Consider the following 26,337-nt stretch of genomic DNA (forward strand, 5'->3'; position numbering starts at 1 on the left):
TCAGCCCGCCGCGTCAGAAAAACGTCGCGCTCACGCGAAAGAGCTTTTCCACTTCGCGCACCAGGCGCTTGTGCGGCAGGAAGAAGACCACATGGTCATTGCTCTCCAGCACCGTGGCGCTGCGCGGGATGATCACCTGCGGCTCGGGCAGCACAGCGCCGCCCTCGCCCGCAGGCGCCGTGGCGTCCGGCAAGCCCCGCACGATGAGGCCGATGTGCACATCGCGCGGCAGGTGCAGCTCGCTGACCTTGCGACCCACCACCCGCGAACTCTTGCGGTCGCCGCGCACCACGATCTCCAGCGCCTCGGCCACACCCCGGCGCAGGCTGTGCACGGCCTGCACATCGCCCTGGCGCACAAAGGCCAGCAACTCGCCCAGCATGGCCTGCGCGGGCGACAGCGCAATGTCGATTTCCGTGCCGTGCATCAAATCGGCATAGCTGCGGCGGTTGATGAGCGCCAGCACACGGCTGGCGCCCATGCGCTTGGCCAGCAGGCAGGACATGATGTTGTCCTCATCGTCATCGGTCACGGCCAGGAACAGGTCCACCTCTTCCACGCCTTCGTCGCCCAGCAGGTCTTCATCGGTGGTGTCGCCCTGCAGCACCAGCACGTCGTGCGGCAGCACCGACGCAAGCTCCACGCAACGCTGCGGGTCAGACTCGATGACCTTGAGGTGAAAGCGACCCTCTTGCTGGCCCAGCTGCTGCGCCAGGCGCAAGCCCACGCGCCCGCCTCCGGCAATCATGATGCGGCGCACGGGGTGCGCATGGCGCGCATCGCGCCGGTGCAGGGCCGACAGCACATGCGCAATGTGCTCCTGCGCCGCCAGCACAAACACCTCATCGCCGGGCTCGATGCGCGTGTTGCCCGCGCAGGCCACGAAGCGATCGGGCTCGTCAGGAAAGCGGCGGTAGATAGCCACCAGCCGCACCGCCACCTCGGGCGCACTGGCGCGCAGCGCGGCAATGGTGCCGCCCACCATGGGCGCGCCCTGGCGTGCGCGCACCGACACCAGACAGGCGCGCCCGCCCGCAAACTCGCGCACCTGCATGGCCTCGGGGTAGTCGATGAGCTTGCCGATGTAGCGGGTGAGCGATTCTTCGGGGCAGATGGTGCGGTCCACCGCAAAGCCCTCGGCGCCCAGCAAGCGCGCATCGCCCTCCAGCCCCGTCGAGCGCACCCGCGCAATGCGGGTGGGGATGTTGAACAACAGCTGCGCAATCTTGCAGCACACCAGGTTGGTCTCGTCCTGTGCGGCGCAGGCGATCAGCAGGTCGGTGTCGCGCGCCCCGGCCTCGGCCAGCACGGCGGGCTCAATGCCGTTGCCCACCACGCCGCGCAGGTCAAAGCGCGACTCCAGATCACGCAGGCGCTCGGCGTCGGTGTCGATGACGGTGATGTCGTTGCGCTCGGACACCAGGCTGTCGGCCACGCTCTCGCCCACACGGCCTGCCCCGAGGATGATGATTTTCATGGGGTTAGCGAGGTGGGTGCGTGAGGGGTTTCAAGGCTTTAAGGGCTGTAGCACTTATCAGATAAGCGCAAGCAGCTATTAAAAACATAGCATCATCAGCTACGCACTTCGCCTTCGCCCAGCACCACGTACTTGAGCGAGGTCAGCCCCTCAATGCCCACCGGCCCGCGCGCATGGAACTTGTCGGTGCTGATGCCGATTTCCGCCCCCAGCCCAAACTCAAAGCCATCGGCAAAGCGCGTGCTGGCGTTCACCATCACGCTGGCCGAGTCCACCTCGCGCAGGAACTGCTGGGCGTGCATGTGGTCGCGCGTCAGGATCGCGTCCGTGTGGTGGCTGGAATAGCGGTTGATGTGCGCAATGGCTTCATCCACGCCCGCCACCACCTTCACGCTGATGATGGGGGCCAGGTATTCCTCGCTCCAGTCCTGCTCTGTCGCAGGCACCAGCTTGGCCCCCGCCACCGATTGCAAGATGGCCAGCGACTCGGGGCAGCCGCGCATCTCCACGCCCTTGGCGGCATACACCGCGCCGATCTGCGGCAAAAACTCGGCCGCCACGCCACGCGCCACCAGCAGGCCTTCGCTCGCGTTGCAGGGGCTGTACTTGTGGGTCTTGGCGTTGTCGGCCACCTTCACTGCCATGGCGATGTCGCAGGGGTCGTCCACATAGGTGTGGCAGTTACCGTCCAGATGCTTGATGACGGGCACCTTGGCATCACGGCTGATGCGCTCGATCAGGCCCTTGCCGCCGCGCGGGATGATCACATCCACAAACTGCGGCATGGCAATCAACTGGCCCACGGCCTCACGGTCGGTGGTCTGCACCAGTTGCACCGCATCTTGCGGCAGGCCCGCCTCGGTCAGCGCCTGCGCCACCAGCTTGGCCAGCGCCTTGTTCGAATCAATCGCCTCGGACCCACCGCGCAAGATGCACGCATTGCCGCTCTTGATCGACAGCGACGCCGCCTCGATGGTCACGTTGGGGCGGCTCTCGTAAATCATGCCAAACACGCCAATCGGCACCCGCATCTGCCCCACGCGGATGCCGCTGGGCTGCTGCTTCATGCCAATGATCTCGCCAATCACATCGGCCATGGCCGCGAGCTGCTCGCAGCCCTGGGCGCAGGTCTCCAGCACCTTGGGGCTGAGCTTCAAGCGGTCCACCATCGGCTCGGCCAAACCCGCAGCGCGCGCGCGCTCCAGATCACGGGCGTTGTCCACCTGCAGCGCCTCGGTCTGCTCGCGCAGCAAACGGGCCAGGGCCAGCAGCGCTTTGTTTTTGATAGCTGCCGGCGCTTTCGCCATCAGCGCAGAGGCCGTTTTTGCCTGATAACCGAGGGTGTGAGTGTATTCAGCGACGTTGAGGGCATTCATCCCGCGATTTTGCCGCATTGGGCCTTACCCTTGCGGCCTGCACCGTTGCATGCCACCTCACGACCATGACCGACACCGCTTCGACCCAACTCACCACCCTGGCCCAAGCCCTACAGGCCTTCGAACGCGGCGACCACACTGCTGCCACCCTGAGCACCCTGGCCCGCCAGCAAACCGCCTTGCTTGCCGCCCTGCCCCCGCGCTACAGCGAAGTGCTGCTCAACCTGCTGGACCGACTGGAATCGAGCGCGTTGTTCTCGGAAGAAAGCTGCTCATTCAGCCAGAAGGATCTGGTAGCGAACCTGATGATGTGGGTAGAGAAAGCCCAAGCCACGTTAACTGCCAGCTGACCAGCCAGGGCCGAGCAACGCGATGGCCCGAGTGGCTGTTCGGCTGTTGGCTATCCACCCCCCTGTGGCTGCGCCTGCGTCGGGGCGGTTGCGGGGTGGCATGGGCGCGAGTGCGCCCATGCTTCGTGAACTGACTCGCTGCGGCTGTCTGAACGAAGCGCTTTAGCGCGCAGTGAGTTCCGCAGCGCACCCCGCAACCACCCCGACACAGGTTGCCCCTTCGCCAGGCGAAGGGGTCGCAGACTCGGGGTCGCCTTCTTTTGCCTTCTTTTCTTGGCGACGCAAGAAAAGAAGGTGCCCCGCCGGGGGCACATCCCGGCACCCGCACTTGGCACAGGCATGCACCCCAATCAGCAAGCACGCCCCGGCATCGACAAGCTCAGCCCGAACGGGCGGGGGTACGAATGGTGACAGAAACCCCAGACAATCACTCTCAATTTCATAGCGTCTAGCGCTTATTCCACAAGCGCTAGCGGCCAAAACCCATCAAACCTCCGCCCGCCCCAACCACTTCTCCCGCGCAATATAAGCCCGCACCCCCAGCCCCATGAACGGCTGCGGCGGCATGCGCGTCGGCCCGCCCAACGCCAACGCATGCGCCAACAACGGGTTGTCCTGCCCCAGCGCCAAATCCGCCGCCAACGCCCCCAACGCCGTGAACTTCACCACCCCCGCCCCATTGCACCCGGCGACGCCATGCACCTGCGGGGCCAGCCGCCCCCAACGCGGCGCGCCGTTGCGGGTGATGGCAATCGAGCCTTCCCAAAAATGCTCTAACGCCACATCGCCCAGCTGCGGAAAACGCGCCGCAAACACGGCAGCGTGCTCACGCCGCACCCGCTCGCGCACCGCAGGGCTGACGCGGAAATGCGGCGCGTATTCAAACCCCTGGCGCACCAGAATGCGGTGGTCGTCCGTGTAACGCAGCGTGGCTCCGGTCACGGCGCTGGCGGGCGTCACGCCCCAGCTTTCAGGCGCGCCCAGGCGGCTGCGCTGCTCGGGCGTGAGTGGCGCGGTCAGCGATCCAAAGGTGACCAGCGGAAACGTCTCCGCCCCCCAGGCACTGCCGAACAGCCCCAGCTGCTGCGCAAAACCATTGGCCGCCAGCAACAACTGCGGCGAACGCACGCTGCCCTGCGGGGTGTGGGCCACCACTTGGCCGCCCGACAAGTCCAGCCGCTGCACCGGCGTTTGCTCGTGCAAGGTGACGTTGGCAGGCAGCGCATCGGCCAGGCCCCGGCACAGCGCGGCGGGGTTGAGCAGCACGGTGCCCGGCGTGTAGAGCCCGGCGGCAAAGTAGCGGGTGCCCAGGCGCGCGGCCAGGGCGTTGCGGTCCAGCAGCTCGTGCAGCGCACCCAGGGCGCGCAGCTCTTGCACATGGTGCTGCAGCGTGCGCTCGGCGGCGGGCGACACGGCGCAGTGGTACTTGCCTGCACGCCGCCACTGGCAGTCGATGCGGTGGTTCACCACCAGCAGCTCCACATCATTCAGCCCCGCCGTGAGCAAGGCCTGGTAGTGCGCGGCCTGGCGCAGTTCTTCGAGCGAACTGCCGATGTTGTGCGGCACATCGATGGCGAAGCCCGAGTTGCGGCCCGAGGCGTTGTCGCCCACGGTGCCTGCGTCCACCACCACGATGTGGGCGTGCGGACGCCGCTCGGCCAGGCGGCGCGCGGCGGCCAGCCCCGCAAAGCCCGCACCCAGCACCAGCCAATCGGCCACCACATCGCCCTGCAGCGCAGGGCGCGGCGTGCGCGGGGGCAGGATGGCGGACCAGCCATTGGTGGCGTCGTCGTTGGGCAGGCGCAAAGGCAGGGAGCCCTGCGGCAGTGGCAGGGAGGCAGCAGCGGCCGCCATCAACGTGCCGCGCTGGTCAGGCGGCACAGCTGAAAGGCCAGGCGCTGCAGGGCCTGCCAGCCGTCTTGCGGCCAGTCGGGCTGCTTGAGGCCTTTGACAATGCCGTCCACCGTGTGCGCCGACTGCAGCAGGCGCGCCAAGGCGGCGTCGCTGGCCTTGGGCAGGATGCGTTCAAACAGCCGCTCCTTGGGGCCCCAGATGCGGTTTTCGCGCAGGGCCATGGGCAAGGGGCGGCCGGCGTTCATGGCGTCTTTCACGCGCTTCAAGGCGCGGATGTCTTCGGCCAGCGCCCAGTGCACCAGCACCTCGGCCTCGCCCTCGGCCTGCAGGCCGTCGAGCATGCGCTGCACGCGGCCCGTCTGCCCGGCCAATACAGATTCGGACAGCTTGAACACGTCGTAGCGCGCCACGTTGAGCACGGCAGCTTCGACCTGGGCCTGGGTCAACTCACCCGCCGGGTGCAACAGGGCCAGCTTCTGGATCTCCTGGTGCGCGGCCAGCAGATTGCCTTCCACGCGGTCGGCAAAAAACTGCAGCGTGCGCTGGCCCTCTTCGCCCGCCACCACGCGCTGGCCTTGTGCGGCCAGGCGCTGGGCAATCCACTGCGGCAGCATGCCGCGCTCGATGGGGTCGATCTGGATAGACGTGCCATTACCCTCCAGCGCGGCAAACCAGGCGCCGGTTTTGGTGGCCTTGTCCAAACGCGGCAGCATGACGATGGTGAGCGTGCTGTCGTTGCCCCGCGCCGATTCGGCCACATGCTGCAGGGCCACGCTGCCGTCTTTGCCGGGCTTGCCCGAGGGGATGCGGATTTCGACGATCTGTTTGTCGGCAAACAGGCTCAAGCTGCCGCCTGCGGCCAGCACGGCGCTCCAGTCAAAGTGGGCACCGGCCACGGTGTAGCTGCTGCGCTCGGTGTAACCCTGGGCGCGGGCGGTGGTGCGGATGGCGTCTGCGGCCTCTTGCTGCAGCAAGGGCTCGTCGCCGTGCAGCACGTAAAGCGGCGACAGGGCCCGTTGGAGGTGGGTGGAGAGTTGGGCCAGAGCGACTTGCATGGGCAAAGTTTATCGCCCCGGCTGGCCGGGCAAGGCGGGCGCCGGGCCTGCGCCGCTATTTCATAGTCAAAACAGGCTCCAGCGCATGATCTACTTGCGCTGGCAGCTATTAATTAAATAGCACCCTGCAAAGCACGCACACCCTCAGAAGCTTTCCCATTCATCGTCATTGCCCTTAGCCGCAGGCGCGGGGGCCTTGGCCGGAGCAGCCGCCTTGGCGCTGCTGGTGAGCTTGGGGGCGGGTGCTGGCGCTGCCTTCTTGCCTGCCTGCCCGATCGTTGCCCGGGCCGGGGCCGGGGCAAAGCGCTGGGCCGGGGTCTGGCGCGGGGCGGCGATAGGGGCTGCCGTGCGGGCGGTGGTCTGCGCTGCCGGGGCGCGCGCTGCCGCAGCGCCCACATTGAAGACGGACACCACTTCGGCCAGCCGCTGGGCTTGGTCGCGCATGGAGGCGGCGGCCGCTGTCGACTCTTCCACCAGCGCAGCGTTTTGCTGGGTCATCTGGTCCAGGTTGGCCACGGCCTGGTTGACTTGGCCGATGCCGTCGCGTTGCTCGGTGGACGACGCGGTGATCTCTCCAATGAGGTCGCTCACGCGGCGCACACTGGAGACAATTTCGTCCATGGTCTTGCCGGCCTGGGCGACTTGTTCAGAGCCGCTTTCGACGTTTTCGACCGATTTGCCGATGAGGGTTTTGATTTCCTTGGCGGCTTCGGCGCTGCGCCCGGCCAGGTTGCGCACTTCTGAGGCCACCACGGCAAAGCCTCGGCCTTGCTCGCCTGCGCGGGCGGCTTCCACCGCAGCGTTCAGGGCCAGGATATTGGTTTGGAAGGCGATGGAGTCGATCACGCCAATGATGTCGCTGATCTTGCGCGAGCTTTCGGTGATGTGCTGCATGCTGGCGACCACCTGGCCGACGACTTCACCGCCGCGCGCTGCGGCCTGGGCGGCGGTGCCTGCAAGCTGGTTGGCCTGGCGGGCGGTGTCAGCCGATTGGGTGACGGTGGCGGTCAGCTCTTCCATGCTGGAGGCGGTTTCTTCGAGGTTGGCGGCGGTTTGTTCGGTGCGGGCCGAGAGGTCGTGGTTGCCGTTGGCGATCTGGATGGATGCACTGGAGACGGAGTCCACACCGTGGCGCACTTCGCTCACCACGCCGCGCAGGCGGGTGGACATGTCCGAGAGGGCGCGCAGCATTTGGCCGAGTTCGTCTTGGCGGGTGGTTTGCAGCTCACGCGTGAGGTCGCCTGCGGCAATCGCGTTGGCAGTGTCTACCGCTTGCTGCAGCGGCGCCGTGATGGAGCGCACCAGCCACCAGGCCAGTAGCGTGCCCACGCCAAACACCAGCACCGCCGTGATGGCACCAATGACCCCGGCGCGGATGCGCTGGGTGGTGGCGTCTGCACGCACCTCTTCGCGGCGACGCTCCAGTTGGGCGATGAACTCGTCTTGCGCGCCTTCGTACTGGTTGATCAGCGCAGTGAATTCTTCCTTGGCAAAGCGCTGCGAAGCGGCGATATCACCCGCCCCGCGCAGCTCGCGGATCTTGCCAACACCGGCCAACACGCGTTTGCGGATTTCCTGGATCTTGTCCATGGCGGCTTTGTCAGCGGGGTCGGAGATACCGGCACTGATTCCTTCCTGGATCTTCCCGATCCCGGCGATGGCCTCTTTGAGTTGCGCGCCGTATTGTTTCTCCAGGGCCTCGTCGGTGGTGATGGCGATGCCATGCACCATCAAATTGGCCGTACCGGTGGCGCCGCGCCAGCGGATGACCGATGCCAGGCGCGTATCGATGTCGGCCACGGCGTCAATGGCGCGTGACATGGCGGTGTTGCTGCGGTTTTGCGCCACGCCCGACACCACGGCCATGGCCACCATCAACCCCAAGAACGCAAACCAGAGCTTGCGAGAAACGCGGATATTGTCGAGTTGCATGTTGTCTCCTGCGGTGTGCTGCGCCTGACGGAACGCAGGCTGGGCAGGGCGCCCCACCAAAACATTCCATTACAAACAGTTGCCAAGCCTAAGCGAGACGGCGGGCAAATGGCAGCCACGCGACACCGGGACAAACCCTCAGCCCCTGCAGGCATTTGTGCCGCAGCCCTGCGGACAACAGAGACCTACGGCGGCATGCGGCATCAACTGCGCAATCTGCCAGCCTAGGCCATGCAAATTGCGCGACCGGGCACGCGAAGTGCGCACCGTGGGTGCTGTTCTTTGGCATGGCAGTGCAGGACAATCCGTGCAAAGTGGAGATGGCGCCTGCGCCCTTCTGCTCCGCCAGCCCCCCCCCGCCACCTGCAAACACCCCAAAGCCCGCAATGACCCAACAGCCCCCGCCCCCCCACCCGGCCCTGCGCCCCGCCCACCCCACCAGCCTGATTGGCGCGCCCACCGACATTGGCGCGGGCGCGCGCGGCGCATCCATGGGCCCCGAGGCCCTGCGCGTGGCGGGGCTGCAGGCGGCGCTGGAGTCGCACGGGCTGCAGGTGTTTGACCGGGGCAACCTGAGCGGCCCCTCCAACCCCTGGTTGCCCCCGGTGAACGGCTACCGCCACCTGCCCGAAGTGGCGCAGTGGAACCGGCTGGTGTACGACGCCGTGTATGCCGAGCTGCAACTGGGCCACCTGCCCATCCTGCTGGGCGGCGACCACAGCCTGGGCCTGGGCAGCATCAGCGCCGTGGCCCGCCACTGCGCAGAAAGTGGCAAAAAGCTGCGCGTGCTGTGGCTCGATGCGCATGCCGACTTCAACACCAGCGAACTGACCCCCAGCGGCAATGTGCACGGCATGCCCGTGGCATGCCTGTGCGGCTTTGGCCCGGCCGAGCTGACGCAGCTGGCGGCCATGCCCGGCGGCGGCCCGGCGCTGCACCCTTCACAAATCCGGCAGATCGGCATCCGCAGCGTGGACGAGGGCGAAAAGCGCTTTGTGCACGAGCAGGGCCTGGAAGTGTTTGACATGCGCGCCATCGACGAGGTGGGCATGCGCCAGGTGATGGAGCGGGCCCTGGCGGGCATGGACGCCCACACCCACCTGCATGTGAGCTTTGATGTGGATTTTCTGGACCCCGACATTGCACCCGGCGTGGGCACCACCGTGCCCGGCGGCCCCACCTACCGCGAAGCACAGCTGTGCATGGAGATGATTGCCGACAGCGGGCGCCTGGCCTCGCTCGACATCGTGGAGCTGAACCCGGCCCTGGACGTGCGCAACAAGACCGCCGTGCTAGCGGTGGACCTGGTGGAGTCGCTGTTTGGCAAGAGCACGCTGATGCGGACCAAGCCGGTCTGAAAACCTGCTCAAGGCCGCGATGCAGGACGGTGGTTGACGATGGCGGTGGCCGATTTTTGGGGCCCGTGCCGTCGTAGCCCCAGCTGCGCAGGCCACAAAAAAGCACTGACGCTACTTTTTTAATAGCTGCCAGCGCTTATTTTAAAAGCCCTACAGGGCCATTCAATGCTTACTGCGGCAGCTTGGCCACCGACAGGCGGCGCAGCAGTTGCTGCACGATGTCGGTCTGCATGTTGCGGTATTGCAGGGCTTCTTCGGCCTCTTTCGACAGCGCCAGGGTTTCGTTGTAGGTCATGTCGCGCTGCTGCTGTATCTCTGTCTCAGGGATCATCTCCACGCTGCCCGGCGTACGCAGGCGGAACTTCACCTTCAGGCGCAGTTGCAGCTCGCGCACCTGACCCGAGGCGTTCTGCCCCACCACAATGCGCTCGCGCTGCTCCGACAGAATGTCGATCACCACCTGCGCGGTGGGCAGGTCGGCCGCATTGCGCAGCACCTTGAGCTGGCTGCCCGATCCATCGAGCGTGCGCTGCAACTCTCGCGCCAGGGGCGACGTGGTGGGCGCGGCAATGTAGAGCGACGAGAAGCCGAACTCCGGCACGCCACGCAGGCGAAAGCCGCAGCCTGCCAGCACGGCAGCGGGAACGAGGGTCAGCAGTGTGCGTCTTTGCATATCAGTTATCCATGGCATGGGCTCGCCCCACGGCCCGGTAGGGGCGGGCCGCCCCCCGCAGCCAGGGCGACCCCCTCAGGCTGCAGCGCAGGGCGCGGTGTCAGCGAGAGCGGCAGCCGCAGGGCCTCAGGGGAGCGGGGTTTCATTTCAGACCACGATGTTCACAAGGCGGCCAGGCACCACGATGACACGCTTGGGCTGGGCACCGGCGGCCTGGGCGATGAAAGCCTCGCTGGCCAGGGCCAGGCGCTCGATCTCGGCCTTGTCGGCCTGCGCGGGCACCCGGATGGAGCCACGCAGCTTGCCGTTGACCTGCAGCATGAGTTCGATCTCGTCCTGCACCAGCGCATTGGCATCCACCTGGGGCCAGGCGGCGTCCAGCAGGTCACCCAGGGCACCCGCGTAGCCCAGGCTTTCCCACAGGCTGTGGGCGATGTGCGGGGTGGCGGGGTACAGGCAGCGCAGCAGGATGCCAAAGCCTTCGATCAGTGCCACCTGGGCACCGACCGAATCGGTGGCCTTGAAGTCTTCAAGCGCGTTGATCATCTTCATCGCGCCCGAGACCACGGTGTTGTACTGCATGCGCTGGTAGTCGTAGTCCACCTGCTTGAGCACGTTGTGGATCTCCAGGCGCAGGGCCTTGGCCTCTTTGCCAAACTGCACGTCTTGCAGGCTGCTGGCACCAGCCACGCTGGCGATGGCGGCATCGCGGTCAATGGCCGCGAGCTTGACGCCGAAGTTCCACACCCGGCGCAGGAAGCGGTAGCTGCCTTCGACGGCGGCGTCGTTCCATTCCAGGGTGGCTTCAGGCGGGGCGGTGAACATGGTGTACAGGCGGGCGGTGTCGGCGCCGTACTTCTCGATCAGGTCTTGCGGGTCCACACCGTTGTTCTTGGACTTGGACATGGTGCCCACGCCCTCATAGTCGATGGGCGTGCCCACGGGCAGCAGGCCGTCGCCGCTGGTGGCTTCGTTCTTGAGCTTGGCACCGATGATCTTGCCGCCTTCATCGAGCACATGCTCCACGTCGTGCGGCCAGAAGTAGTCCTTGCCGCCCTTGGCGGTGCGGCGGCTGTAGATGTGGTTGAGCACCATGCCCTGCGTGAGCAGCTTGGTAAAGGGCTCATCGACCTTGACCAGGCCCAGGTCGCGCATGACCTTGGTCCAGAAGCGGGCGTACAGCAGGTGCAGGATGGCGTGTTCGATACCGCCGATGTACTGGTCCATCGGCATCCAGTAGTCGGCGCCACCGGCCACCATCGCATCGGCGTTCTTGGGGTCGCAATACCGCATGAAGTACCACGAGCTGTCCACGAAGGTGTCCATGGTGTCCGTCTCGCGGCGGGCGGCCTTGCCGCACACGGGGCAGGTCACGCCCGCGTGGAAGCCTTCGTGCTTGTGCAGCGGGTTGCCCGAGCCATCGGGGATGCAGTCTTGCGGCAGCACCACGGGCAGGTCTTTTTCGGGCACGGGCACGGCGCCGTGTTCATCGCAGTGGATGATGGGGATCGGCGTGCCCCAGTAGCGCTGGCGGCTCACGCCCCAGTCGCGCAGGCGCCAGGTGGTCTTCTTCTCGCCCAGGCCCTTTTGCTCCAGTGCATGGGCCACGGCGTTCACGGCTTCCTTGTACGACAGGCCGCTGAAGCTGTCGGAGTTGATGGTGACGCCGCGCTGCTTGTCGCCGTACCAGTCGTTCCACTGGTGGTAGTCAAAGTGCTCGCCATCGACCAGCACAACCTGCTTGATCTCGATGCCGTACTTGAGGGCGAACGCGAAGTCGCGCTCATCATGGGCGGGCACGCCCATCACGGCGCCGTCGCCATAGCCCATCAGCACGTAGTTGCCGACCCAGACCTCGACCTTTTCGTCGGTCAGCGGGTGCGTGACGAACAGGCCCGTGGGCACGCCCTTTTTCTCTTGCGTGGCCAGCTCGGCTTCGGTGGTGCCGCCGCTCTTGCATTCTTCGATGAAGGCCTTGAGCGTGGGATTGGTCTTGGCAGCATGGGCGGCCAGCGCGTGCTCAGGCGCCACGGCGCAGAAGGTCACGCCCATGATGGTGTCAGCGCGCGTGGTGAACACGTACATCTTGCCGTCCCCAATCAGCGCGCCGTCATCCCCCCGGATGTCGTGCGGGAAGGCGAAGCGCACGCCCTCAGATTTGCCGATCCAGTTTTCCTGCATCAGCTTCACACGCTCAGGCCACCCGGGCAGCTTGTCGCCGGTCACAAAGCCCAACAGCTCTTCGGCGTAGTCGGTGATCTTGAGGTAGTAGCCGGGGATCTCGCGCTTCTCGACCGTGGCACCGGTGCGCCAGCCCTTGCCGTCAATCACCTGCTCGTTGGCCAGCACGGTCTGGTCCACCGGGTCCCAGTTCACCACCTGGGTCTTGCGGTAGGCGATGCCCTTCTCCAGCATCTTGAGGAACAGCCACTGGTTCCACTTGTAGTACTCGGGGTCGCAGGTGGCCACCTCGCGGCTCCAGTCGATGGCCAGGCCCATGGCCTGCATCTGCTTTTTCATGTACGCGATGTTCTCGTACGTCCACTTGGCCGGTGGCACACCGTTCTTGAGCGCCGCGTTTTCGGCGGGCAGGCCGAAGGCATCCCAGCCCATGGGCATCAAGACGTTGTGGCCGTTCATGCGCAGGTAGCGCGTGAGCATGTCGTTGATGGTGTAGTTGCGCACATGGCCCATGTGCAGCTTGCCGCTGGGGTACGGCAGCATCGAGCAGGCGTAGAACTTCTTCTTGCTGGTGTCTTCCGTCACGCGGTAGGCGTCGCGGGCAGTCCAGTGGCTGTGCGCGGCGCGTTCAACCTCTTGGTGGGAGTATTTGTCTTGCATGGGAGCTTGAAGGTGAGAGGACGGTGCAAGCCCACTCTGGGCTGCAATCGGTGGATTTTAGGCGGTGAAGCGGGCCGACACGGGGCAAACGGCACGGCGAGCGAGCAGTGTCAGGGCCAAGCCGCTCCTGCGCCTGGATGCCCAAGCAGTCTCGCTGCTGGCAGACCAAAGCCCTACCCGAAGCCTTATTGGCCTGCAGCGCTTGATTGATAAGCGCAAGTAGCTATCAATTAAATAGCAATCAAGAACACTAAGGCGCACCGGCCTTGGCAGGATCTGCCACAAAGCCAATGCGCTGCAGCCCGGCCTGGTGGGCTGCGCCCATGACTTCGACCACGCGGCCATAGGGCACGGTGGCATCAGCGCGCAACTGCACTTCGGTGTCCGGCTGGGCCGCGCCAATGCGTTGCAGGCGCACGGCCAGGGCTGCTTGGGACACGGGTTGGTCGTCCAAATACGCCTGGCCTGCGGCGTCCACCACCACGGTCACAAACTCGGGGGCCACGGCAGGGCCGGTGCCCTCGGCCTTGGGCAAATCGAGCCGGATCGAGCTAGCCAGCAGCGGCGCCGTCAGGATGAAGATCACCACCAGCACCAGCATCACATCCACCAGCGGGGTCATGTTGATGTCGCTCATGGGCTGCGCGCCCGTGGTGCGTTCGAGCCGACCGAAGCTCATGGCTGTGTGCCGTCTGAGGACGAAGGCCCGGCCTGGGGAGAGGAGATGCCCGGGCTTGCCAGCAGCTCACGCAAATCCAGCGCAAAGCCTTCCAGGTCGGCCTCGATGCGGCCAATCAAACGGCCCAACACGTTGTAGGCCAGCACGGCCGGAATGGCCACCGCCAACCCTGCAGCGGTCATGACCAGGGCCTCGCCCACGGGGCCGGAGATACGGTCGATGGTGACGGCCCCGCCCCCCCCCAGCGCCGTGAGCGCATGGTAGATGCCCCACACCGTTCCCAGCAGGCCCACGAACGGGGCCGTGGCCCCCACAGTGGCCAGCAGCACCTGCCCGTATTGCAGGCGGCCCAGCACGCCGTGCAGGGCATCGCGCAGCACGCGGGTGAGTTGTTGCGACAGGGGGCCGGCCGAAGCCAGGGTGGCAGCAGGGCTTGGAACCCCAGGAGACTGGGCCACGCCCTGCGCGGCCACCACCAGGGGGAGCACCAGCGCCTGTGGGTCCAGCGCGGCCAGCCTATGCGCAGCCACGTCAAGCGATGGAGACTGCCATACCGCAGCGGTGCAGCGGGCCACATCGGCACCGGCGCGCAGCACCAGGCGCGCCTTCCAGAGCATGACCACCCAGCTGGCCACCGACATGGCCAGCAGCACCACAGCGGCGCCCTGGGTCACGGCATCACCCTGGCGCCACCAGTGAAGGGCGTCCATCGCGGGGGCCTGCGTCAGTGCTTGAGGTTCAGCACGTCGAACATGTCGAACATGCCAGTCTTGTGGGCCGCCAGAAAGCGCACGGCACGCAGGGCGCCCTGCGCATACGTGGCGCGGCTGGAGGACTTGTGCGTGACCTCGATGCGCTCGCCAATGCCCGCAAACAGCACGGTGTGGTCGCCCACGATGTCACCACCGCGGATGGCGGCAAAACCGATGCTCGACGGGTCGCGCTCGCCCGTCACGCCTTCGCGGGCGTACACGGCGCAGTCCTTGAGGTCGCGGCCCAAAGCCTCGGCAATCACCTCGCCCATCTTGAGCGCGGTGCCCGAGGGCGCATCGACCTTGTGGCGGTGGTGGGCTTCGATGATTTCGATGTCGTACCCCGTGGCCATGGCCTTGGCGGCCATTTGCAGCAGCTTGAGGGTGACGTTCACGCCCACGCTCATGTTGGGCGAGAACATGATGGCGGTGCGCTGTGCGTAGGTGTCGAGTTCGGCCTTCTGCGCATCGGTGAAGCCGGTGGTGCCGATGACGGCCTTCACGCCCAGTTCCGCGCACACCGCCAGATGGGCCAGGGTGCCTTCGGGGCGGGTGAAGTCGATGAGCACGTCGGCGTTTTGCAGGCCTGCCTTCAGGTCGGCCGTGATGGCCACGCCGCTGGCATAGCCCAAAAAGGCGCAGGCATCCGAGCCCACGGCGGGGCTGGAGGCCTGGTCGAGCGCTCCGGCCAGCACGCAGTCGTCGCTGGCACGGATGGCTTCGATCAGCATGCGGCCCATGCGGCCCGAGGCGCCGGCCACCGCAATGCGGCAAGGGGTGGAGGGGGTGGCCGCAGTGGCAGAGGGGTTCACGGACATGTCAATCCTGCAATAAAGGCTGCCATCAAAACGGCAGCAAGTCTGGCCAACGCAGGGGCTGCAAGCGGCAGCGCGGCGCGCGGGCACTGGGCAAAAGGCGGGGCCCGTTCATGCCGGGCCCGCGCGGGCAATCAAGTGAGCGCCGGGGTCTGCGCCCCATCAGCGGGCAGTCGATTCCAGCGGTGGGTAGCGTGCGGGCTGTGGCTCGGATGGCGTGGCCGCAGCCGGTGCCTGGGGTGCCGCTGCCTCGGCCTTGCGGGCGGGGTAGCGGGCCAGTTGGGCTTCGGTGGCCTCCAGGGTAGGCACCTTGGGCTTGCCTTTGTGCGAGCCCAGCGTGGCCACGAACTCCGTCTCCGACGGCATCTCGTCACCCTCATGTCGCGCCAGGGCATCGCCCTGGAAGAACACGGTGAGCTTGCGCGATTCCATCTCGGCCGAGGGGCGTTTGATGGTGAAGACGTATTCCCAACGGTCCGCGTGGAACAGGCTGGTCATCAGGGGCGTGCCCAGCAACTCGCGCACTTGCTGGCGGCTCATGCCGGGCTGCAAGGCCTGTACCTGTTCGCGCGACACGAAGTTGCCCTGCACGATGTCGATCTTGTAGGGGGTGACGACGCTGGCCACACGGCGGCTGGCGCCGTCCAGGCTGCCGCATGCCGCCAAGGCAGCGAGCGCAGCGCTGGCCAAAAGAATGCGACCCAGGCGGGCGTTGCAACAAGCTTTGTCTGGCATGGGGAAAAGGGCAAAGGATATGATCAAACCATTGTAGCGGCAGCCTTCCCTTGCATGGGCGGGCCCCTCTCCCGCAACCGCACTGCCGCAAGGAGCCAGCAGCCATGACCAACATCGACGAACTCAAGAGCACGGGCCTCAAGGCCACCCTGCCCCGCCTGAAGATCATGGAGATCTTCCAGAAAGGCGCACAGCGCCACATGACGGCGGAAGATGTGTTTCGGGTGCTGCTGGAAGAGCGCTCGGACATCGGACTGGCAACCGTGTACCGCGTGCTCACGCAGTTTGAGCAGGCGGGCATCCTGATCCGCAGCAACTTTGAAAGCGGCAAGGCCGTCTACGAGTTGAATGAAGGCCAGCACCACGACCACTTTGTGTGCACCATGTGCGGCAAGGTCGAAGAGTTTTACGACGCCGAAATTGAAAAACGCCAGCAACTGATCGCCAAGAACAAGGGCTGGGTGGTGCAAGACCACACCATGGCCTTGTACGGCCAGTGCGCCACATGTGCGAAAAAAGGGTAACCGCCTGAGTCGCTTCGCGCCTTCCCCCTGAAGGGGGACGCTCCCAGCGCGGCGGGGCGGCGCGGCCGGCGTAGGCCCTTGCGCGGGAGCACTGGCATGGGCCGCGCCAGTTTCCGGCGGCCTGAGCGCAGCTAGCCTCCGGTGTCGCGCTCCATGGCGCGGCGGTGGCGGTCTACAAACTCTTGGTAGGTGTCGATGCCGCGCAGTTGCAGGATGGTGTTGCGCACCGCGGCCTCAACCAGCACGGCGATATTGCGACCGGCCACCACCTGGATGACGACCTTGAGCACGGGCACCCCCAGCACATCCTGCGTGAGCGGCTCATAGGGCAGGCGCTCGTAGTCGCGCTCCAGCGTCTCTTTGCGCACCAAGTGCACGATGAGCTTCAGGCGCATCTTGCGGCGCACCGCCGTCTCGCCAAAGATGGCGCGGATGTCGAGCAGGCCAATGCCGCGCACTTCCAGCAGGTTTTGCAGCAGCTCAGGGCACTTGCCCTCGATGGTGGTCTGGTTGATGCGGAACAAGTCCACCGCATCGTCGGCCACCAGGCCGTTGCCGCGCGAGATCAGCTCCAAGCCCAACTCGCTCTTGCCCAGGCCTGACTCGCCCGTGATCATCACGCCCAAGCCCAGAATGTCCATGAACACGCCGTGCATGGTGATGCGGTCGGCAAAGTGCTTGGACAGATAGGCACGCAGCACGTCGATGACGAAGGCCGAGGACTCGTGCGTGGAGAACATCGGAATCTGCGCGCGCTCGCACATGGACACCAGCGCATCGGGGGCCACCTGGTTGTCGGCCAGCACCAGCACGGGCGGCTCCAGCGTCACGATGCGGGCAATGCGGCGTTTGCAATCGTCGGGCGATTCGCTGCTGCTGAGGTAGGCGACCTCTCGCTCACCCAGAATTTGAACCCGATAGGGGTGGATGTAATTGAGGTAGCCCACCAAATCGGCGCCCGAGCGCGCGGAGCGCACAGCCACCTCATCGAACCGGCGCTCAGAGGCGCCCAGGCCGGCAACCCACTCCCACTTGAGCGAGCCACGGAATTCTTCAAACAGGACGTCGGCGCTGACTACGTTAGGTTTCACGGCAACTCACAGCAGTTCACAGCGACAGGGCGCTGGGTGGAACGGGAAACGCGCCGGGCAGATCGGAAGGATCAGGCGGTCTGGGTGGATTGCCATCCGGCAATCATGCCGTGCAGCTCGGCCGCATCGGTCGATGCCTTGAGCCGCTCGCGCAGGGCAGAGTCGCTCAGCAGTTCGGCAATTTCAGAAAGGATTTCCAGGTGCTTCTGGGTGGCCGCTTCAGGCACCAGCAGAAAAATCAGCAGATTGACCGGCATTTCGTCCGGGGCATCAAAGCCGATGGGCTGCAGCAACTGGAACACCGCCGCCATGGGGGCCTTGAGCCCCTTGATGCGACCGTGGGGGATGGCCACGCCATGACCGAGGCCGGTAGAGCCCAGGCGCTCACGGGCAAACAGGCTGTCCGTGATGAGCGCCCGCGAGAGGCCGTGCTGGCTCTCGAAAAGCAGCCCCGCTTCTTCAAAAGCACGTTTTTTGCTAGTAGCGTCCACGCTCACAAGGACTTGAGCGGCGGGGAGGATGGAGGCGAGTCGGTTCATGGAGGTAACAATTATGCACACACTGGCGAAAACCCTGAGTAAAGCGGCGTGGCCCAGAAAAAAACCGCCCCCATGGGGCGGTTGCTGTGCAGGCACCTGACGGGCAGGTGCATCAAGCGTGCAGTTCGCGCTTGGCCGCTTCGTGGTGGTGGTCTTGCAGGCGATCCTTGTGACGCACTACCTGGCGGTCCATCTTGTCGACCAGTTCATCCACAGCGGCATAGAGGTCAGAGTGCGAGCTTTCCGCAAACAGGTCGCTACCCTTGACGTGGATGTTGCATTCCGCTCGTTGGCGCTTTTCCTTTTCCTTTTGCTTCTCAACTGTCAGCAGTACCTTGACATCAACCACTTGGTCAAAATGGCGCGTGATCCGATCGAGCTTGGTGGTGACGTAGTTGCGCAAGGCAGGGGTAACTTCGAGGTGGTGACCGCTGATCGTCAAATTCATAGGTAAGTCTCCTGTGGCTCTCGGTGAAAAACATTTGCCGCACTGGATCAGAGTGGCGGCCCGGCGAACTGGATGCATCCGTTGACGTGACTTCACTATGCCCCTGGACTGTGCTAATTGCAATCCCATTCCGATGTGCATCGGCGGGTTATCGGGCAGAAGGTGCCAAACGGCCAAAAACCCCTCACAATGCGCGAGTCAGCACAGTTCTGAAGTGCCGTGAGTCGCGGCGGCAGCCCCTCTGTGCTCAAGGTCGCGGAGCACCCGGTGCCCCATGCAAATGCAGGCGCCCCGCCACCCACACGGCCCCCAGGCTGGCGGCCATGCCCACCACGGCGGCCATCCAGTAGTTCTGCACCAGGCCCTGTGCATCGCGGCCTATCAGAACCCCACCCACCAACGAAGCCAACCCCATGGCAGCCGACTGAACCGAGGCGTTCAGCGTCATGAACGTGCCGCGCAGCGCAGGCTGGGCGGCCGAGGTGACCAGGGCCATGCCGGGGATCATGCGGCCGCTCATGAAGGTGAACATCAGCGTGGACACCACCAGCACCGCCCACAGCGGCACGCCCCGCACCAAGGTGATGCCCAGCAAGGTGGGCATGACGGCAAAGGCCAGCCAGCGGAAGGTGGGCACCTTGCCCCGGCGGTCGGTCAGATGGCCAAAGAAACGGGCAGTAAAAAGCGTGACAACCCCGCCGCACAGGTACACCAGCGGCATTTGGTCTGCCCGCACGCCCGCATTGGCCTGCAGATAAATGGTGATGTACGGAATGACCGTGAACCCCGTGAACATGAGCAGCGCCGAGAACAGAAACGCCCAGCGGTGGTTCACATCGCGCAGCACCTGTCCAATGCCTCCGAAGGCGGTACGGGCCTGCCCTGCCGCCAGGTGGTGGTCCATGGTGGGCAAAGAGCGGGCCGCACACACCAGCAAAACACCGCACAGCACGGCAATCGACACAAACGGCATGTGCCAGCCCCAGTGCTCGGCCAGGATGAGCCCCAGGGGCACGCCCGCCACGGTGGAGACAGAAAACGAGGTCATCACAATGCCCATGGCCCGGCCGCGCCGCTCAAACGGCACCACATCGGCCACGATGGTCTGGCACAGCGCAGACAGCACCCCGCCAAACGTGCCCGCCAGCACCCGCGCCACCATGAGCGTGGCGTACGTGGGCGCCACACCGCAGGCCAGCGTGGCCAGCCCAAACAGCGCATACAGCACCAACAAAAGGCGCTTGCGGCCAAACCGGTCGATGTAGGTCGATGCCAGCAGCCCCGACACCCCGGCCGACAGCGTGTACGCCGACACCAGCAGCCCGAACTGCGCATCGCTGATGCCAAACAACTGGGTGAACTGCGGCCCCAGCGGCATCATGATCATGAAGTCCAGGATGTGGGTGAACTGGATGCCCGCCAGGGTCAGCAGCAGCCAAAGCTCGCGCCGCGCGGTGAGGGGAGTGGGTGCAGAAGGTGGATTCACAAACAGTGCCTGAGCCAAAGCAGAAAGGGGCGCCCAATGTGCCACAACGCTGCCACAGCAGCGGGCTGTTCGCTGGTCGGGGTGCGGGCGAGCAAGCCAAGTAAAATCCTGTTGCTGCGGCACATGCCACGAACACCCCGGCCCGCCCACCGTGCACCGCTGCAGCGACCGACCCTCCGTTGCCTTCGTATGCTGCGCGCCCACCGGCGCAGATTGCCCAACCGACACCATGACACAGCCCAGCAACCCCGCCCTGCACACCTCTGCCCTGACATCACTGCCCCTGCTGGCACGCGGCAAGGTGCGCGACAACTACGCCGTGGGCGACGACCGCATCCTGATGGTCGCCAGCGACCGCCTTTCGGCCTTTGACGTGATCATGGGCGAGCCCATTCCGGGCAAAGGTGCGCTGCTCACGCAGATGGCGCTGTTCTGGTTCGACAAGCTCGGCCACATTTGCCCCAACCACCTCACAGGCGACGCCCCCGAGAGCGTGGTGAGCCCCGCCGAAGTCGAGCAGGTGCGTGGCCGCTCGATGCTGGTGCAGCGCCTCAAGCCCATTCCGGTCGAAGCCGTGGTGCGCGGCTACCTGGCCGGCAGTGGCTGGAAGGAATACCAGGAGTCGCAAGCCGTGTGCGGCGTGCCCCTGCCCGCAGGGCTGACCAACGCGGCCAAGCTGCCCGAACCCATCTACACCCCGGCCGCCAAGGCTGCGATGGGCGAGCACGACGAGAACATCACCTTTGAGCGCACGGTGGAGATGATTGGCGTGGACTTGGCCACCCGCATCCGCGACCTGAGCATCGCCATCTACAAGGCCGCGGCCGAGATTGCGCTGACCAAGGGCATGATCATTGCCGACACCAAGTTCGAGTTTGGACTGGCGCCCGATGGCACGCTGGTGCTGATGGACGAGGTGCTGACCCCTGACAGCTCGCGCTACTGGCCCGTGGAAGGCTACGCCGACGCGCTGGCCGCCGGCCAGAACCCGCCCAGCTACGACAAGCAGTTTGTGCGCGACTGGCTGGAGCAAGCCCAGGTGAACGGCAAGCCCTGGGACAAGACGGCCCCCTCGCCCCGCCTGCCACAAGCGGTGATCGAGAAGACCGCAGCCAAGTACCGCGAGGCGCTGGAGCGGCTGACGGCCTGATCAAGCCCCGCCGGGCGCTATGCAAAAGATAGCTGCCCGCGCCGATTGCACAATGCATTTAGCCTAAAAAGGCTTGAAACTGCCGCAAAAAAAGCGCAAGCAGCTATAAATTCAATAGCAAAACAGGGCAATGCAACCGCACACAAAAAAAGGAGGCCCAGCCTCCTTTTTTTGTGCCCGCACCCAGCGCATGCCTGGGTGGTCAGGGGTCAATACAACGGCCCTACTGCGGCTCAGTTCAGCGCCATGCTCAGCTTGCGGCGGTAGCCGTTGAGCATCACGGTGACCTCGTCCTGCTCCAGCGCGGCCTTGCCCATCACTTCGATGCCACCCGCCGTTTTGCCCGCAGCCGCCGGATCGGCCTTGGGCTGGGGTGGGGTGAGCAGCTCCAGGATGGCCACATAGGTCTTGCGCGGTGCCTCGGCATTCCAGGCCTTGTCGCGCATGATGATCTCCAGCAGCTCTTCCATGGCCGGGGCCCATTCGCCCTCGGCCATGAGCACGCGGGCCTTGGCAAAGCGGGTGTCAAAGTCGCGCTTGTTCTGGGCGATCAGCGCATCGAACTGTTCCAGAGGCCAGTTGCCCCGGTCGTCGTTCTGCACAAACTGCAGGGCATCCAGCCAGCGCCACAGCGCATCAAAACGCAGCGGCTGCGGAATGCGCTTGAGGGGCTCTTGCAGCAGGGCCTCGGCCTCTTCGTAGCCGCCGGTGGCGATCAGCAGGCGCAGGTAATCTGCGCGGGCATCGTCGTTGGCCGGGTCGGCGGCCAGGGCGTCGGCCATCTTGGCCAGTGCAGCCTGGGTGTCACCCGCCTCCAGCAGCTCATGCGCCTCGTCCACCTCGGCCTCGGCCGCCAGCTCGCCCTCGCTAGGCACATGCTTGTCCAAAAAGGCCCGCACCTGCCCCTCAGGCAGCGCACCGGTAAAACCATCGACCGGCTGGCCGTTTTTGAGCAGCACGCAGGTCGGAATGCTGCGGATACCGAACATGCCGGCCAGCTGCTGCTGTTGGTCAGAGTCGATCTTGGCCAGCTTGAAGCGGCCTGCGTAAGCCACCTCGAGCTTTTCCAGCACGGGCCCGAGCGACTTGCAGGGGCCACACCAGGGCGCCCAAAAATCCACCAGCACGGGCACGGTCATCGAGGCGGCAACCACCTCGGCTTCAAAATTTTCTACGGTGATGTCGATCATGGGAAAGCGGGCCGGGTAGGCCTGTGAAAGGCTCGTCAAGAGCGCCGTTGAAGGGCAAGTTCGCGCTATTTTGGCGCATCCCCATGACCCAACGCCCCGCACGGCAAAGCAAAAAGTAAAATCGCGGGTTCCACCCATTGCGGGCGGATGCCCGGGGCCGGTCCCCAGGGCAGCCGCTTCGCCACCCCACACACCATGAAACCCATTCAGATCGGCGTCGTCATGGGTTCCAGCAGCGACTGGGACACCATGCAGCACGCAGTGCAAATTCTTGAGCAGTTCGGCATCTCGCACGAGGCCCGCGTGGTCTCGGCCCACCGCATGCCCGACGACATGTTTGCCTACGCCGAAGCCGCTGCAGGCCGGGGCCTCAAAGCCATCATCGCGGGCGCCGGTGGCGCCGCCCACCTGCCCGGCATGATTGCAGCCAAAACCACCGTGCCCGTGCTGGGCGTGCCCGTGGCCAGCCGCCACCTGCAAGGCATGGATTCGCTGCACAGCATTGTGCAAATGCCCAAGGGCATTCCCGTGGCCACCTTTGCCATCGGCACCGCAGGCGCTGCCAATGCCGCCCTGTTTGCCGTGGCCCTGCTGGCCAGCGAGAGCCCCGAGCTGCGCCAGCGCCTGGAAGCCTTCCGCGCCGAACAGACGGAAGTGGCGCGCAACATGACCTTGCCGCCCGTATGAACAAGACCCCCACGCTCCACCGCTGCGCGGGTCGCTGCCCCCCGAGGGGGCCGCTTTTTCATCTTAGGGCGGCCCGGCGATGAAAACGCCCACCCATCCACCCCTTCTGCCCGGTAGCACACTGGGCGTGCTGGGCGGCGGCCAGCTGGGCCGCATGTTTGTGCACCAGGCCCAGGCCATGGGCTACTTCACCGCCGTGCTCGATGCCGACCCGACCAGCCCCGCTGGGCTGGTGAGCCACCACCACATTCAGACCGGCTACGAAGACCCAGCTGGCTTGGCCGAGCTGGCCCGCGTGGCCGATGCGGTAACCACCGAATTCGAGAACGTGCCCGCTGCCGCGCTGGCCGCCCTGGCCGCGCAGCGCCCGGTGTCGCCCGCCGCCAGCGCGGTCTCTGTGGCGCAAGACCGGGCGCGGGAGAAGGCGCACTTTGTGGCGTGCGGCGTGCCCTGCGCGCCTTATGCGGTCATCGAGACGGCCGAGCAGCTCGCCGCTATTTCGGTTGATTTGCTGCCGGGTATCCTGAAAACCGCCCGCATGGGCTACGACGGCAAGGGCCAGGTGCGCGTGAAGACGCCCGCCGAGCTGGCCGCAGCGTGGGATTCCGTCGGCCAGGTGCCTTGCGTGCTGGAGAAGATGCTGCCCCTGCAGCTCGAATGCTCCGTGCTGGTGGCACGCGGCGCAGACGGCGCCATGGTGCATTTGCCCGTGCAGCGCAACCTGCACCGCGACGGCATTCTGGCGGTGACTGAAGTTTATGAAGAGAATCTGCCCCCAGCGCTTGCTGCACAAGCGGTAGCAGCTGCGAAATCTGTAGCAGAGGGCCTGCAATACGTGGGCGTGCTGTGCGTGGAGTTCTTCGTGCTGCAGGACGGCAGCCTGGTGGTCAACGAGATCGCCCCGCGCCCCCACAACAGCGGCCACTACAGCCAGAACGCCTGCGATGTGTCGCAGTTTGAACTGCAGGTGCGCACCATGGCCGGCCTGCCGCTGACACAGCCGCGCCAGCACAGCCCCGCCGTCATGCTCAACCTGCTGGGCGATTTGTGGTTTGCCCACGGCAACGCTGCGCAGACCCCGCCCTGGGCCGAAGTGCTGGCCTTGCCCGGTACCCACCTGCACCTGTACGGCAAGCACGACGCCAAGCGCGGTCGCAAGATGGGGCACCTGAACATCACCGCAGCTACGCCCGAGGCCGCCCGCGCCACGGCGCTACAGGCTGCAGCGCTGCTGGGCATTGACCCGTTTTGACCATGATTCTTGACGGTACCCAGCCTGCGTCGATCACCGCCGCCGCCAGCGCCCTGCGCCGGGGCGAACTGGTCGGCCTGCCCACCGAAACCGTGTACGGCCTGGCCGCTGACGCCAGCAGCGACACGGCCGTTGCGCAGATTTTTGCGGCGAAGGGCCGCCCCAGCGACCACCCGCTGATCGTGCACGTGGCCGACGCGGCAGGCATTGCCCACTTTGCCAGCGACGTGCCCGCGTTTGCGCAAAAGCTGGTCGATGCGTTCTGGCCCGGCCCGCTCACCCTCATCTTGCCGCGCCTGCCCGGTGTGGCCACGGCCGCCACGGGCGGGCAGGACAGCGTGGGCCTACGCTGCCCGGCCCACCCGGTGGCGCACGCGCTGCTGGTGGCCTGCGCCGCCCCGGCCGATGCCGCCGTGCCCGGTGATGCCCCCGTGTGGGGCGTGGCCGCGCCCAGCGCCAACCGCTTTGGCCGCGTGAGCCCCACCACCGCCCAGCATGTGCAGGACGAGTTGGGCGAGGCGCTGCTGGTGCTCGACGGCGGCCCCTGCCAGGTGGGCATTGAAAGCACCATCGTCGATTGCACCCGGGGCGTGCCCGTGCTGCTACGCCCCGGCGCCATCACACGCGAGCAGATCCAGCGGGCCTGCGGCGTGGCCCCCTTGTCCAAAGAAGACCTGCCCAGCCATACCCCGCGCGCCTCAGGCACGCTGGAGGCGCACTATGCCCCCGCTGCCAAGGTGCGGCTGATGGATGCCAAGGCGCTGCAAATCGGGCTGGACCTGCTGGGCGCTGATGCGGCCCACATTGCGGTGTACGCGCGCGCTGCGCTGCGCACCCAGTCCTCCAAGCTGGTCATGCGCCGCATGCCCGACGACGCGGCAGCCACGGCACAGCAACTGTTTGCGGCGCTGCGCGCCTTTGACGACCAGGGCGTCAAGCTGATCTGGATTGAAACCCCGCCCGCCACCCCCGACTGGGAAGGCGTGCGCGACCGGTTGCAGCGTGCAGCGGCGGCTTGAAGCCGCTTTGGGCGCCGCAACGGCGGTTTACACGGCTTTACTTTCGCATCGTTAAACTACCCCCCACTTTTCTGGAGAAATACATGGCAGCAAATTGGATGCGCCGCACCTTCATGGTCGCCGCATGTGCGTCGGCCGCGTTGCTCGCGGCTTGCGGTTCCAGCACCACCGAATCGGCCATCTCGCCCCAGCGGATGGTTGCTTTCGGCGACGGCATGAGCGATGTGGGCCAAAAAGGCACACGCTACACCGTCAATGACGGCACGGTGAACAACTGGACGCTGCAAGTGGCCGCTGGCTACAGCAAGGGCCTCACCGCTTCGTCGGCTGGCGGCAAGAGCTACGCAGCAGGCAATGCACGCGTCACGGCCAAGCCCGACGCAGCAGGCAACAGCAGCACGCTGACGGTGAAAGAGCAGATCGACAGCTTTTTGGCCAGCAACACCTTCACCAATGACGACCTGGTGATGGTCAACGGCGGCATCAGCGACGTGATCGCCAACATGGCCGCTGTGAACGCAGGCACCATGACCACCGACCAGATGGTCACGGCCTCGCGCCAGGCAGGCACGGACCTGGCCACGCAAGTACGCCGCCTGGTCAATGCCGGCGCCAAGTACGTCATGGTGACGGGCACCTACGACCTGAGCAAAACCCCATGGGCCACCGAGATTGGCCGCACCACCGTGCTCAATACGGCCAGCAGCGCCTTCAATGAAGGCTTGCTCGTCGGCATCGTGGACCTGGGCTCCAACGTGCTGTACGTGGACTTGGCCTACTACGTGAACCTGTACACCAGCAGCCCATCAAGCTATGGTTTCAGCAACGCTACGGCAGCCGTGTGCAACTCGGTGGACTCCACCAACGGCATCGGTATTGGCACTGGCAAGGTCAACTCCTCGCTGTGCAACACCTCGACCCTGCTGTCGGGCGTCGGCCAGGACACCTACGCATTCGCTGACACGGTGTACCTGACGCCCTCGGCGCACCGCCAATTCGGCACCTACGCCTACGACCGCCTGCGCGCTCGCTGGTAATCAGCCCTCTGAGCACA

At 65.7% G+C, this 26,337-nt stretch carries 24 protein-coding genes; 8 read left to right on the forward strand and 16 right to left on the reverse strand.

All coding sequences use genetic code 11. The annotated features are described in order from the left end of the window. Nucleotides 1-13: 13 nt before the first annotated feature. Nucleotides 14-1,477: a Trk system potassium transporter TrkA gene (gene trkA / locus C8C98_RS05975; protein ID WP_121453518.1), complete on the reverse strand. Its 1,464-nt coding sequence runs from the start codon at nucleotides 1,475-1,477 to the stop codon at nucleotides 14-16. Between the two features lie 95 nt (nucleotides 1,478-1,572). Further along, nucleotides 1,573-2,853 (reverse strand): glutamate-5-semialdehyde dehydrogenase, encoded by a 1,281-nt coding sequence (locus tag C8C98_RS05980; RefSeq protein ID WP_121453519.1) that lies wholly within the window; start codon nucleotides 2,851-2,853, stop codon nucleotides 1,573-1,575. 65 nt (nucleotides 2,854-2,918) lie between these two features. Between C8C98_RS05980 and C8C98_RS05985 the strand changes: the two genes are divergently transcribed. Continuing rightward, entirely contained in the window at nucleotides 2,919-3,203 is a 285-nt protein-coding gene (locus C8C98_RS05985) for a hypothetical protein (protein WP_121453520.1), read from the forward strand. Between the two features lie 486 nt (nucleotides 3,204-3,689). On the opposite strand, the gene C8C98_RS05990 is transcribed toward C8C98_RS05985, so the two are convergent. The 3 genes from C8C98_RS05990 to C8C98_RS06000 form a co-directional block, all read right to left on the reverse strand. Next, the gene (locus C8C98_RS05990) at nucleotides 3,690-5,084 is read right to left on the reverse strand and encodes an FAD-binding oxidoreductase (RefSeq protein WP_233574467.1); all 1,395 of its coding nucleotides are present in this window, start codon (nucleotides 5,082-5,084) and stop codon (nucleotides 3,690-3,692) included. Further along, the gene (gene holA / locus C8C98_RS05995) at nucleotides 5,057-6,112 is read right to left on the reverse strand and encodes a DNA polymerase III subunit delta (RefSeq protein WP_121453521.1); all 1,056 of its coding nucleotides are present in this window, start codon (nucleotides 6,110-6,112) and stop codon (nucleotides 5,057-5,059) included. Before holA ends, C8C98_RS05990 begins: the two co-directional genes overlap by 28 nt. Before the next feature lie 144 nt (nucleotides 6,113-6,256). Next, on the reverse strand, nucleotides 6,257-8,044 hold the full coding sequence (locus C8C98_RS06000; protein ID WP_121456061.1) for a methyl-accepting chemotaxis protein: 1,788 nt from the start codon (nucleotides 8,042-8,044) through the stop codon (nucleotides 6,257-6,259). Between the two features lie 386 nt (nucleotides 8,045-8,430). Between C8C98_RS06000 and rocF the strand changes: the two genes are divergently transcribed. After that, the gene (gene rocF, locus C8C98_RS06005; RefSeq protein WP_121456062.1) at nucleotides 8,431-9,402 is read left to right on the forward strand and encodes an arginase; all 972 of its coding nucleotides are present in this window, start codon (nucleotides 8,431-8,433) and stop codon (nucleotides 9,400-9,402) included. A 169-nt stretch (nucleotides 9,403-9,571) separates the two neighbouring features. On the opposite strand, the gene lptE is transcribed toward rocF, so the two are convergent. From lptE to C8C98_RS06035, 6 genes are all read right to left on the reverse strand, one after another. Then, nucleotides 9,572-10,075 carry an LPS assembly lipoprotein LptE gene (lptE, locus tag C8C98_RS06010; protein ID WP_121453522.1) on the reverse strand — a complete coding sequence of 168 codons (504 nt, stop codon included), beginning with the start codon at nucleotides 10,073-10,075 and terminating at the stop codon, nucleotides 9,572-9,574. A gap of 147 nt (nucleotides 10,076-10,222) precedes the next feature. Next, nucleotides 10,223-12,916, reverse strand: a complete 2,694-nt coding sequence (gene leuS / locus C8C98_RS06015; RefSeq protein WP_121453523.1) for a leucine--tRNA ligase — start codon at nucleotides 12,914-12,916, stop codon at nucleotides 10,223-10,225. A gap of 250 nt (nucleotides 12,917-13,166) precedes the next feature. Next, entirely contained in the window at nucleotides 13,167-13,595 is a 429-nt protein-coding gene (locus C8C98_RS06020) for a biopolymer transporter ExbD (RefSeq protein ID WP_099656977.1), read from the reverse strand. Next, entirely contained in the window at nucleotides 13,592-14,305 is a 714-nt protein-coding gene (locus tag C8C98_RS06025; protein ID WP_121453524.1) for a MotA/TolQ/ExbB proton channel family protein, read from the reverse strand. The genes C8C98_RS06020 and C8C98_RS06025 overlap by 4 nt, the downstream gene beginning before the upstream one ends. 14 nt (nucleotides 14,306-14,319) lie before the next feature. After that, nucleotides 14,320-15,165: a 4-hydroxy-tetrahydrodipicolinate reductase gene (dapB, locus tag C8C98_RS06030; RefSeq protein ID WP_121453525.1), complete on the reverse strand. Its 846-nt coding sequence runs from the start codon at nucleotides 15,163-15,165 to the stop codon at nucleotides 14,320-14,322. A 159-nt stretch (nucleotides 15,166-15,324) separates the two neighbouring features. After that, nucleotides 15,325-15,897, reverse strand: coding sequence for an outer membrane protein assembly factor BamE (locus C8C98_RS06035; RefSeq protein WP_099742299.1), 573 nt, complete (start codon nucleotides 15,895-15,897; stop codon nucleotides 15,325-15,327). A 104-nt stretch (nucleotides 15,898-16,001) separates the two neighbouring features. Between C8C98_RS06035 and fur the strand changes: the two genes are divergently transcribed. Further along, the gene (gene fur, locus C8C98_RS06040; RefSeq protein ID WP_121453526.1) at nucleotides 16,002-16,421 is read left to right on the forward strand and encodes a ferric iron uptake transcriptional regulator; all 420 of its coding nucleotides are present in this window, start codon (nucleotides 16,002-16,004) and stop codon (nucleotides 16,419-16,421) included. Nucleotides 16,422-16,552: 131 nt separating this feature from the next. Here fur and hprK read toward each other — a convergent pair whose 3' ends face one another. The 4 genes from hprK to C8C98_RS06060 form a co-directional block, all read right to left on the reverse strand. Continuing rightward, nucleotides 16,553-17,512 (reverse strand): HPr(Ser) kinase/phosphatase, encoded by a 960-nt coding sequence (gene hprK / locus C8C98_RS06045; RefSeq protein WP_099656982.1) that lies wholly within the window; start codon nucleotides 17,510-17,512, stop codon nucleotides 16,553-16,555. Between the two features lie 71 nt (nucleotides 17,513-17,583). After that, nucleotides 17,584-18,051 carry a PTS sugar transporter subunit IIA gene (locus tag C8C98_RS06050; protein ID WP_099656983.1) on the reverse strand — a complete coding sequence of 156 codons (468 nt, stop codon included), beginning with the start codon at nucleotides 18,049-18,051 and terminating at the stop codon, nucleotides 17,584-17,586. A gap of 112 nt (nucleotides 18,052-18,163) precedes the next feature. Next, the gene (gene hpf / locus C8C98_RS06055; RefSeq protein WP_099656984.1) at nucleotides 18,164-18,499 is read right to left on the reverse strand and encodes a ribosome hibernation-promoting factor, HPF/YfiA family; all 336 of its coding nucleotides are present in this window, start codon (nucleotides 18,497-18,499) and stop codon (nucleotides 18,164-18,166) included. A gap of 247 nt (nucleotides 18,500-18,746) precedes the next feature. Further along, entirely contained in the window at nucleotides 18,747-19,985 is a 1,239-nt protein-coding gene (locus C8C98_RS06060; protein ID WP_121456063.1) for an MFS transporter, read from the reverse strand. 229 nt (nucleotides 19,986-20,214) lie between these two features. Here C8C98_RS06060 and C8C98_RS06065 point away from each other — a divergent pair, with 229 nt between their 5' ends. After that, nucleotides 20,215-21,135, forward strand: coding sequence for a phosphoribosylaminoimidazolesuccinocarboxamide synthase (locus tag C8C98_RS06065; protein ID WP_121453527.1), 921 nt, complete (start codon nucleotides 20,215-20,217; stop codon nucleotides 21,133-21,135). A gap of 233 nt (nucleotides 21,136-21,368) precedes the next feature. Here the strand turns inward: C8C98_RS06065 and trxA are convergent, their stop codons facing one another. Further along, nucleotides 21,369-22,325: a thioredoxin gene (trxA, locus tag C8C98_RS06070; RefSeq protein ID WP_121453528.1), complete on the reverse strand. Its 957-nt coding sequence runs from the start codon at nucleotides 22,323-22,325 to the stop codon at nucleotides 21,369-21,371. A gap of 195 nt (nucleotides 22,326-22,520) precedes the next feature. On the opposite strand from trxA, the gene purE reads away from it, so the two are divergent. The 4 genes from purE to C8C98_RS06090 all read left to right on the forward strand — a co-directional run bounded on the left by purE (nucleotide 22,521) and on the right by C8C98_RS06090 (nucleotide 26,320). Next, nucleotides 22,521-23,012, forward strand: coding sequence for a 5-(carboxyamino)imidazole ribonucleotide mutase (gene purE / locus C8C98_RS06075; protein ID WP_121456064.1), 492 nt, complete (start codon nucleotides 22,521-22,523; stop codon nucleotides 23,010-23,012). 79 nt (nucleotides 23,013-23,091) lie between these two features. Then, nucleotides 23,092-24,264, forward strand: coding sequence for a 5-(carboxyamino)imidazole ribonucleotide synthase (locus C8C98_RS06080; protein ID WP_121453529.1), 1,173 nt, complete (start codon nucleotides 23,092-23,094; stop codon nucleotides 24,262-24,264). A gap of 2 nt (nucleotides 24,265-24,266) precedes the next feature. Continuing rightward, the gene (locus C8C98_RS06085) at nucleotides 24,267-25,283 is read left to right on the forward strand and encodes an L-threonylcarbamoyladenylate synthase (RefSeq protein ID WP_121453530.1); all 1,017 of its coding nucleotides are present in this window, start codon (nucleotides 24,267-24,269) and stop codon (nucleotides 25,281-25,283) included. A gap of 83 nt (nucleotides 25,284-25,366) precedes the next feature. Continuing rightward, a complete protein-coding gene (locus C8C98_RS06090; RefSeq protein WP_121453531.1) occupies nucleotides 25,367-26,320 on the forward strand; it encodes an SGNH/GDSL hydrolase family protein in 954 nt (317 codons plus the stop codon). Nucleotides 26,321-26,337: the final 17 nt, after the last annotated feature.

This window comes from Acidovorax sp. 106, from assembly GCF_003663825.1.
Taxonomy (GTDB): Bacteria; Pseudomonadota; Gammaproteobacteria; order Burkholderiales; family Burkholderiaceae_C; genus Acidovorax.

Coding starts and splice junctions, on each gene's coding strand:
- trkA (WP_121453518.1), bottom strand. CDS start 1,477: ATGAAAATCATCATCCTCGGGGCAGGCCGTGTGGGCGAGAGCGTGGCC.
- C8C98_RS05980 (WP_121453519.1), bottom strand. CDS start 2,853: ATGAATGCCCTCAACGTCGCTGAATACACTCACACCCTCGGTTATCAG.
- C8C98_RS05985 (WP_121453520.1), top strand. CDS start 2,919: ATGACCGACACCGCTTCGACCCAACTCACCACCCTGGCCCAAGCCCTA.
- holA (WP_121453521.1), bottom strand. CDS start 6,112: ATGCAAGTCGCTCTGGCCCAACTCTCCACCCACCTCCAACGGGCCCTG.
- C8C98_RS06000 (WP_121456061.1), bottom strand. CDS start 8,044: ATGCAACTCGACAATATCCGCGTTTCTCGCAAGCTCTGGTTTGCGTTC.
- rocF (WP_121456062.1), top strand. CDS start 8,431: ATGACCCAACAGCCCCCGCCCCCCCACCCGGCCCTGCGCCCCGCCCAC.
- lptE (WP_121453522.1), bottom strand. CDS start 10,075: ATGCAAAGACGCACACTGCTGACCCTCGTTCCCGCTGCCGTGCTGGCA.
- leuS (WP_121453523.1), bottom strand. CDS start 12,916: ATGCAAGACAAATACTCCCACCAAGAGGTTGAACGCGCCGCGCACAGC.
- C8C98_RS06020 (WP_099656977.1), bottom strand. CDS start 13,595: ATGAGCTTCGGTCGGCTCGAACGCACCACGGGCGCGCAGCCCATGAGC.
- C8C98_RS06025 (WP_121453524.1), bottom strand. CDS start 14,305: ATGGACGCCCTTCACTGGTGGCGCCAGGGTGATGCCGTGACCCAGGGC.
- dapB (WP_121453525.1), bottom strand. CDS start 15,165: ATGTCCGTGAACCCCTCTGCCACTGCGGCCACCCCCTCCACCCCTTGC.
- C8C98_RS06035 (WP_099742299.1), bottom strand. CDS start 15,897: ATGCCAGACAAAGCTTGTTGCAACGCCCGCCTGGGTCGCATTCTTTTG.
- fur (WP_121453526.1), top strand. CDS start 16,002: ATGACCAACATCGACGAACTCAAGAGCACGGGCCTCAAGGCCACCCTG.
- C8C98_RS06050 (WP_099656983.1), bottom strand. CDS start 18,051: ATGAACCGACTCGCCTCCATCCTCCCCGCCGCTCAAGTCCTTGTGAGC.
- hpf (WP_099656984.1), bottom strand. CDS start 18,499: ATGAATTTGACGATCAGCGGTCACCACCTCGAAGTTACCCCTGCCTTG.
- C8C98_RS06065 (WP_121453527.1), top strand. CDS start 20,215: ATGACACAGCCCAGCAACCCCGCCCTGCACACCTCTGCCCTGACATCA.
- trxA (WP_121453528.1), bottom strand. CDS start 22,325: ATGATCGACATCACCGTAGAAAATTTTGAAGCCGAGGTGGTTGCCGCC.
- purE (WP_121456064.1), top strand. CDS start 22,521: ATGAAACCCATTCAGATCGGCGTCGTCATGGGTTCCAGCAGCGACTGG.
- C8C98_RS06080 (WP_121453529.1), top strand. CDS start 23,092: ATGAAAACGCCCACCCATCCACCCCTTCTGCCCGGTAGCACACTGGGC.
- C8C98_RS06085 (WP_121453530.1), top strand. CDS start 24,267: ATGATTCTTGACGGTACCCAGCCTGCGTCGATCACCGCCGCCGCCAGC.
- C8C98_RS06090 (WP_121453531.1), top strand. CDS start 25,367: ATGGCAGCAAATTGGATGCGCCGCACCTTCATGGTCGCCGCATGTGCG.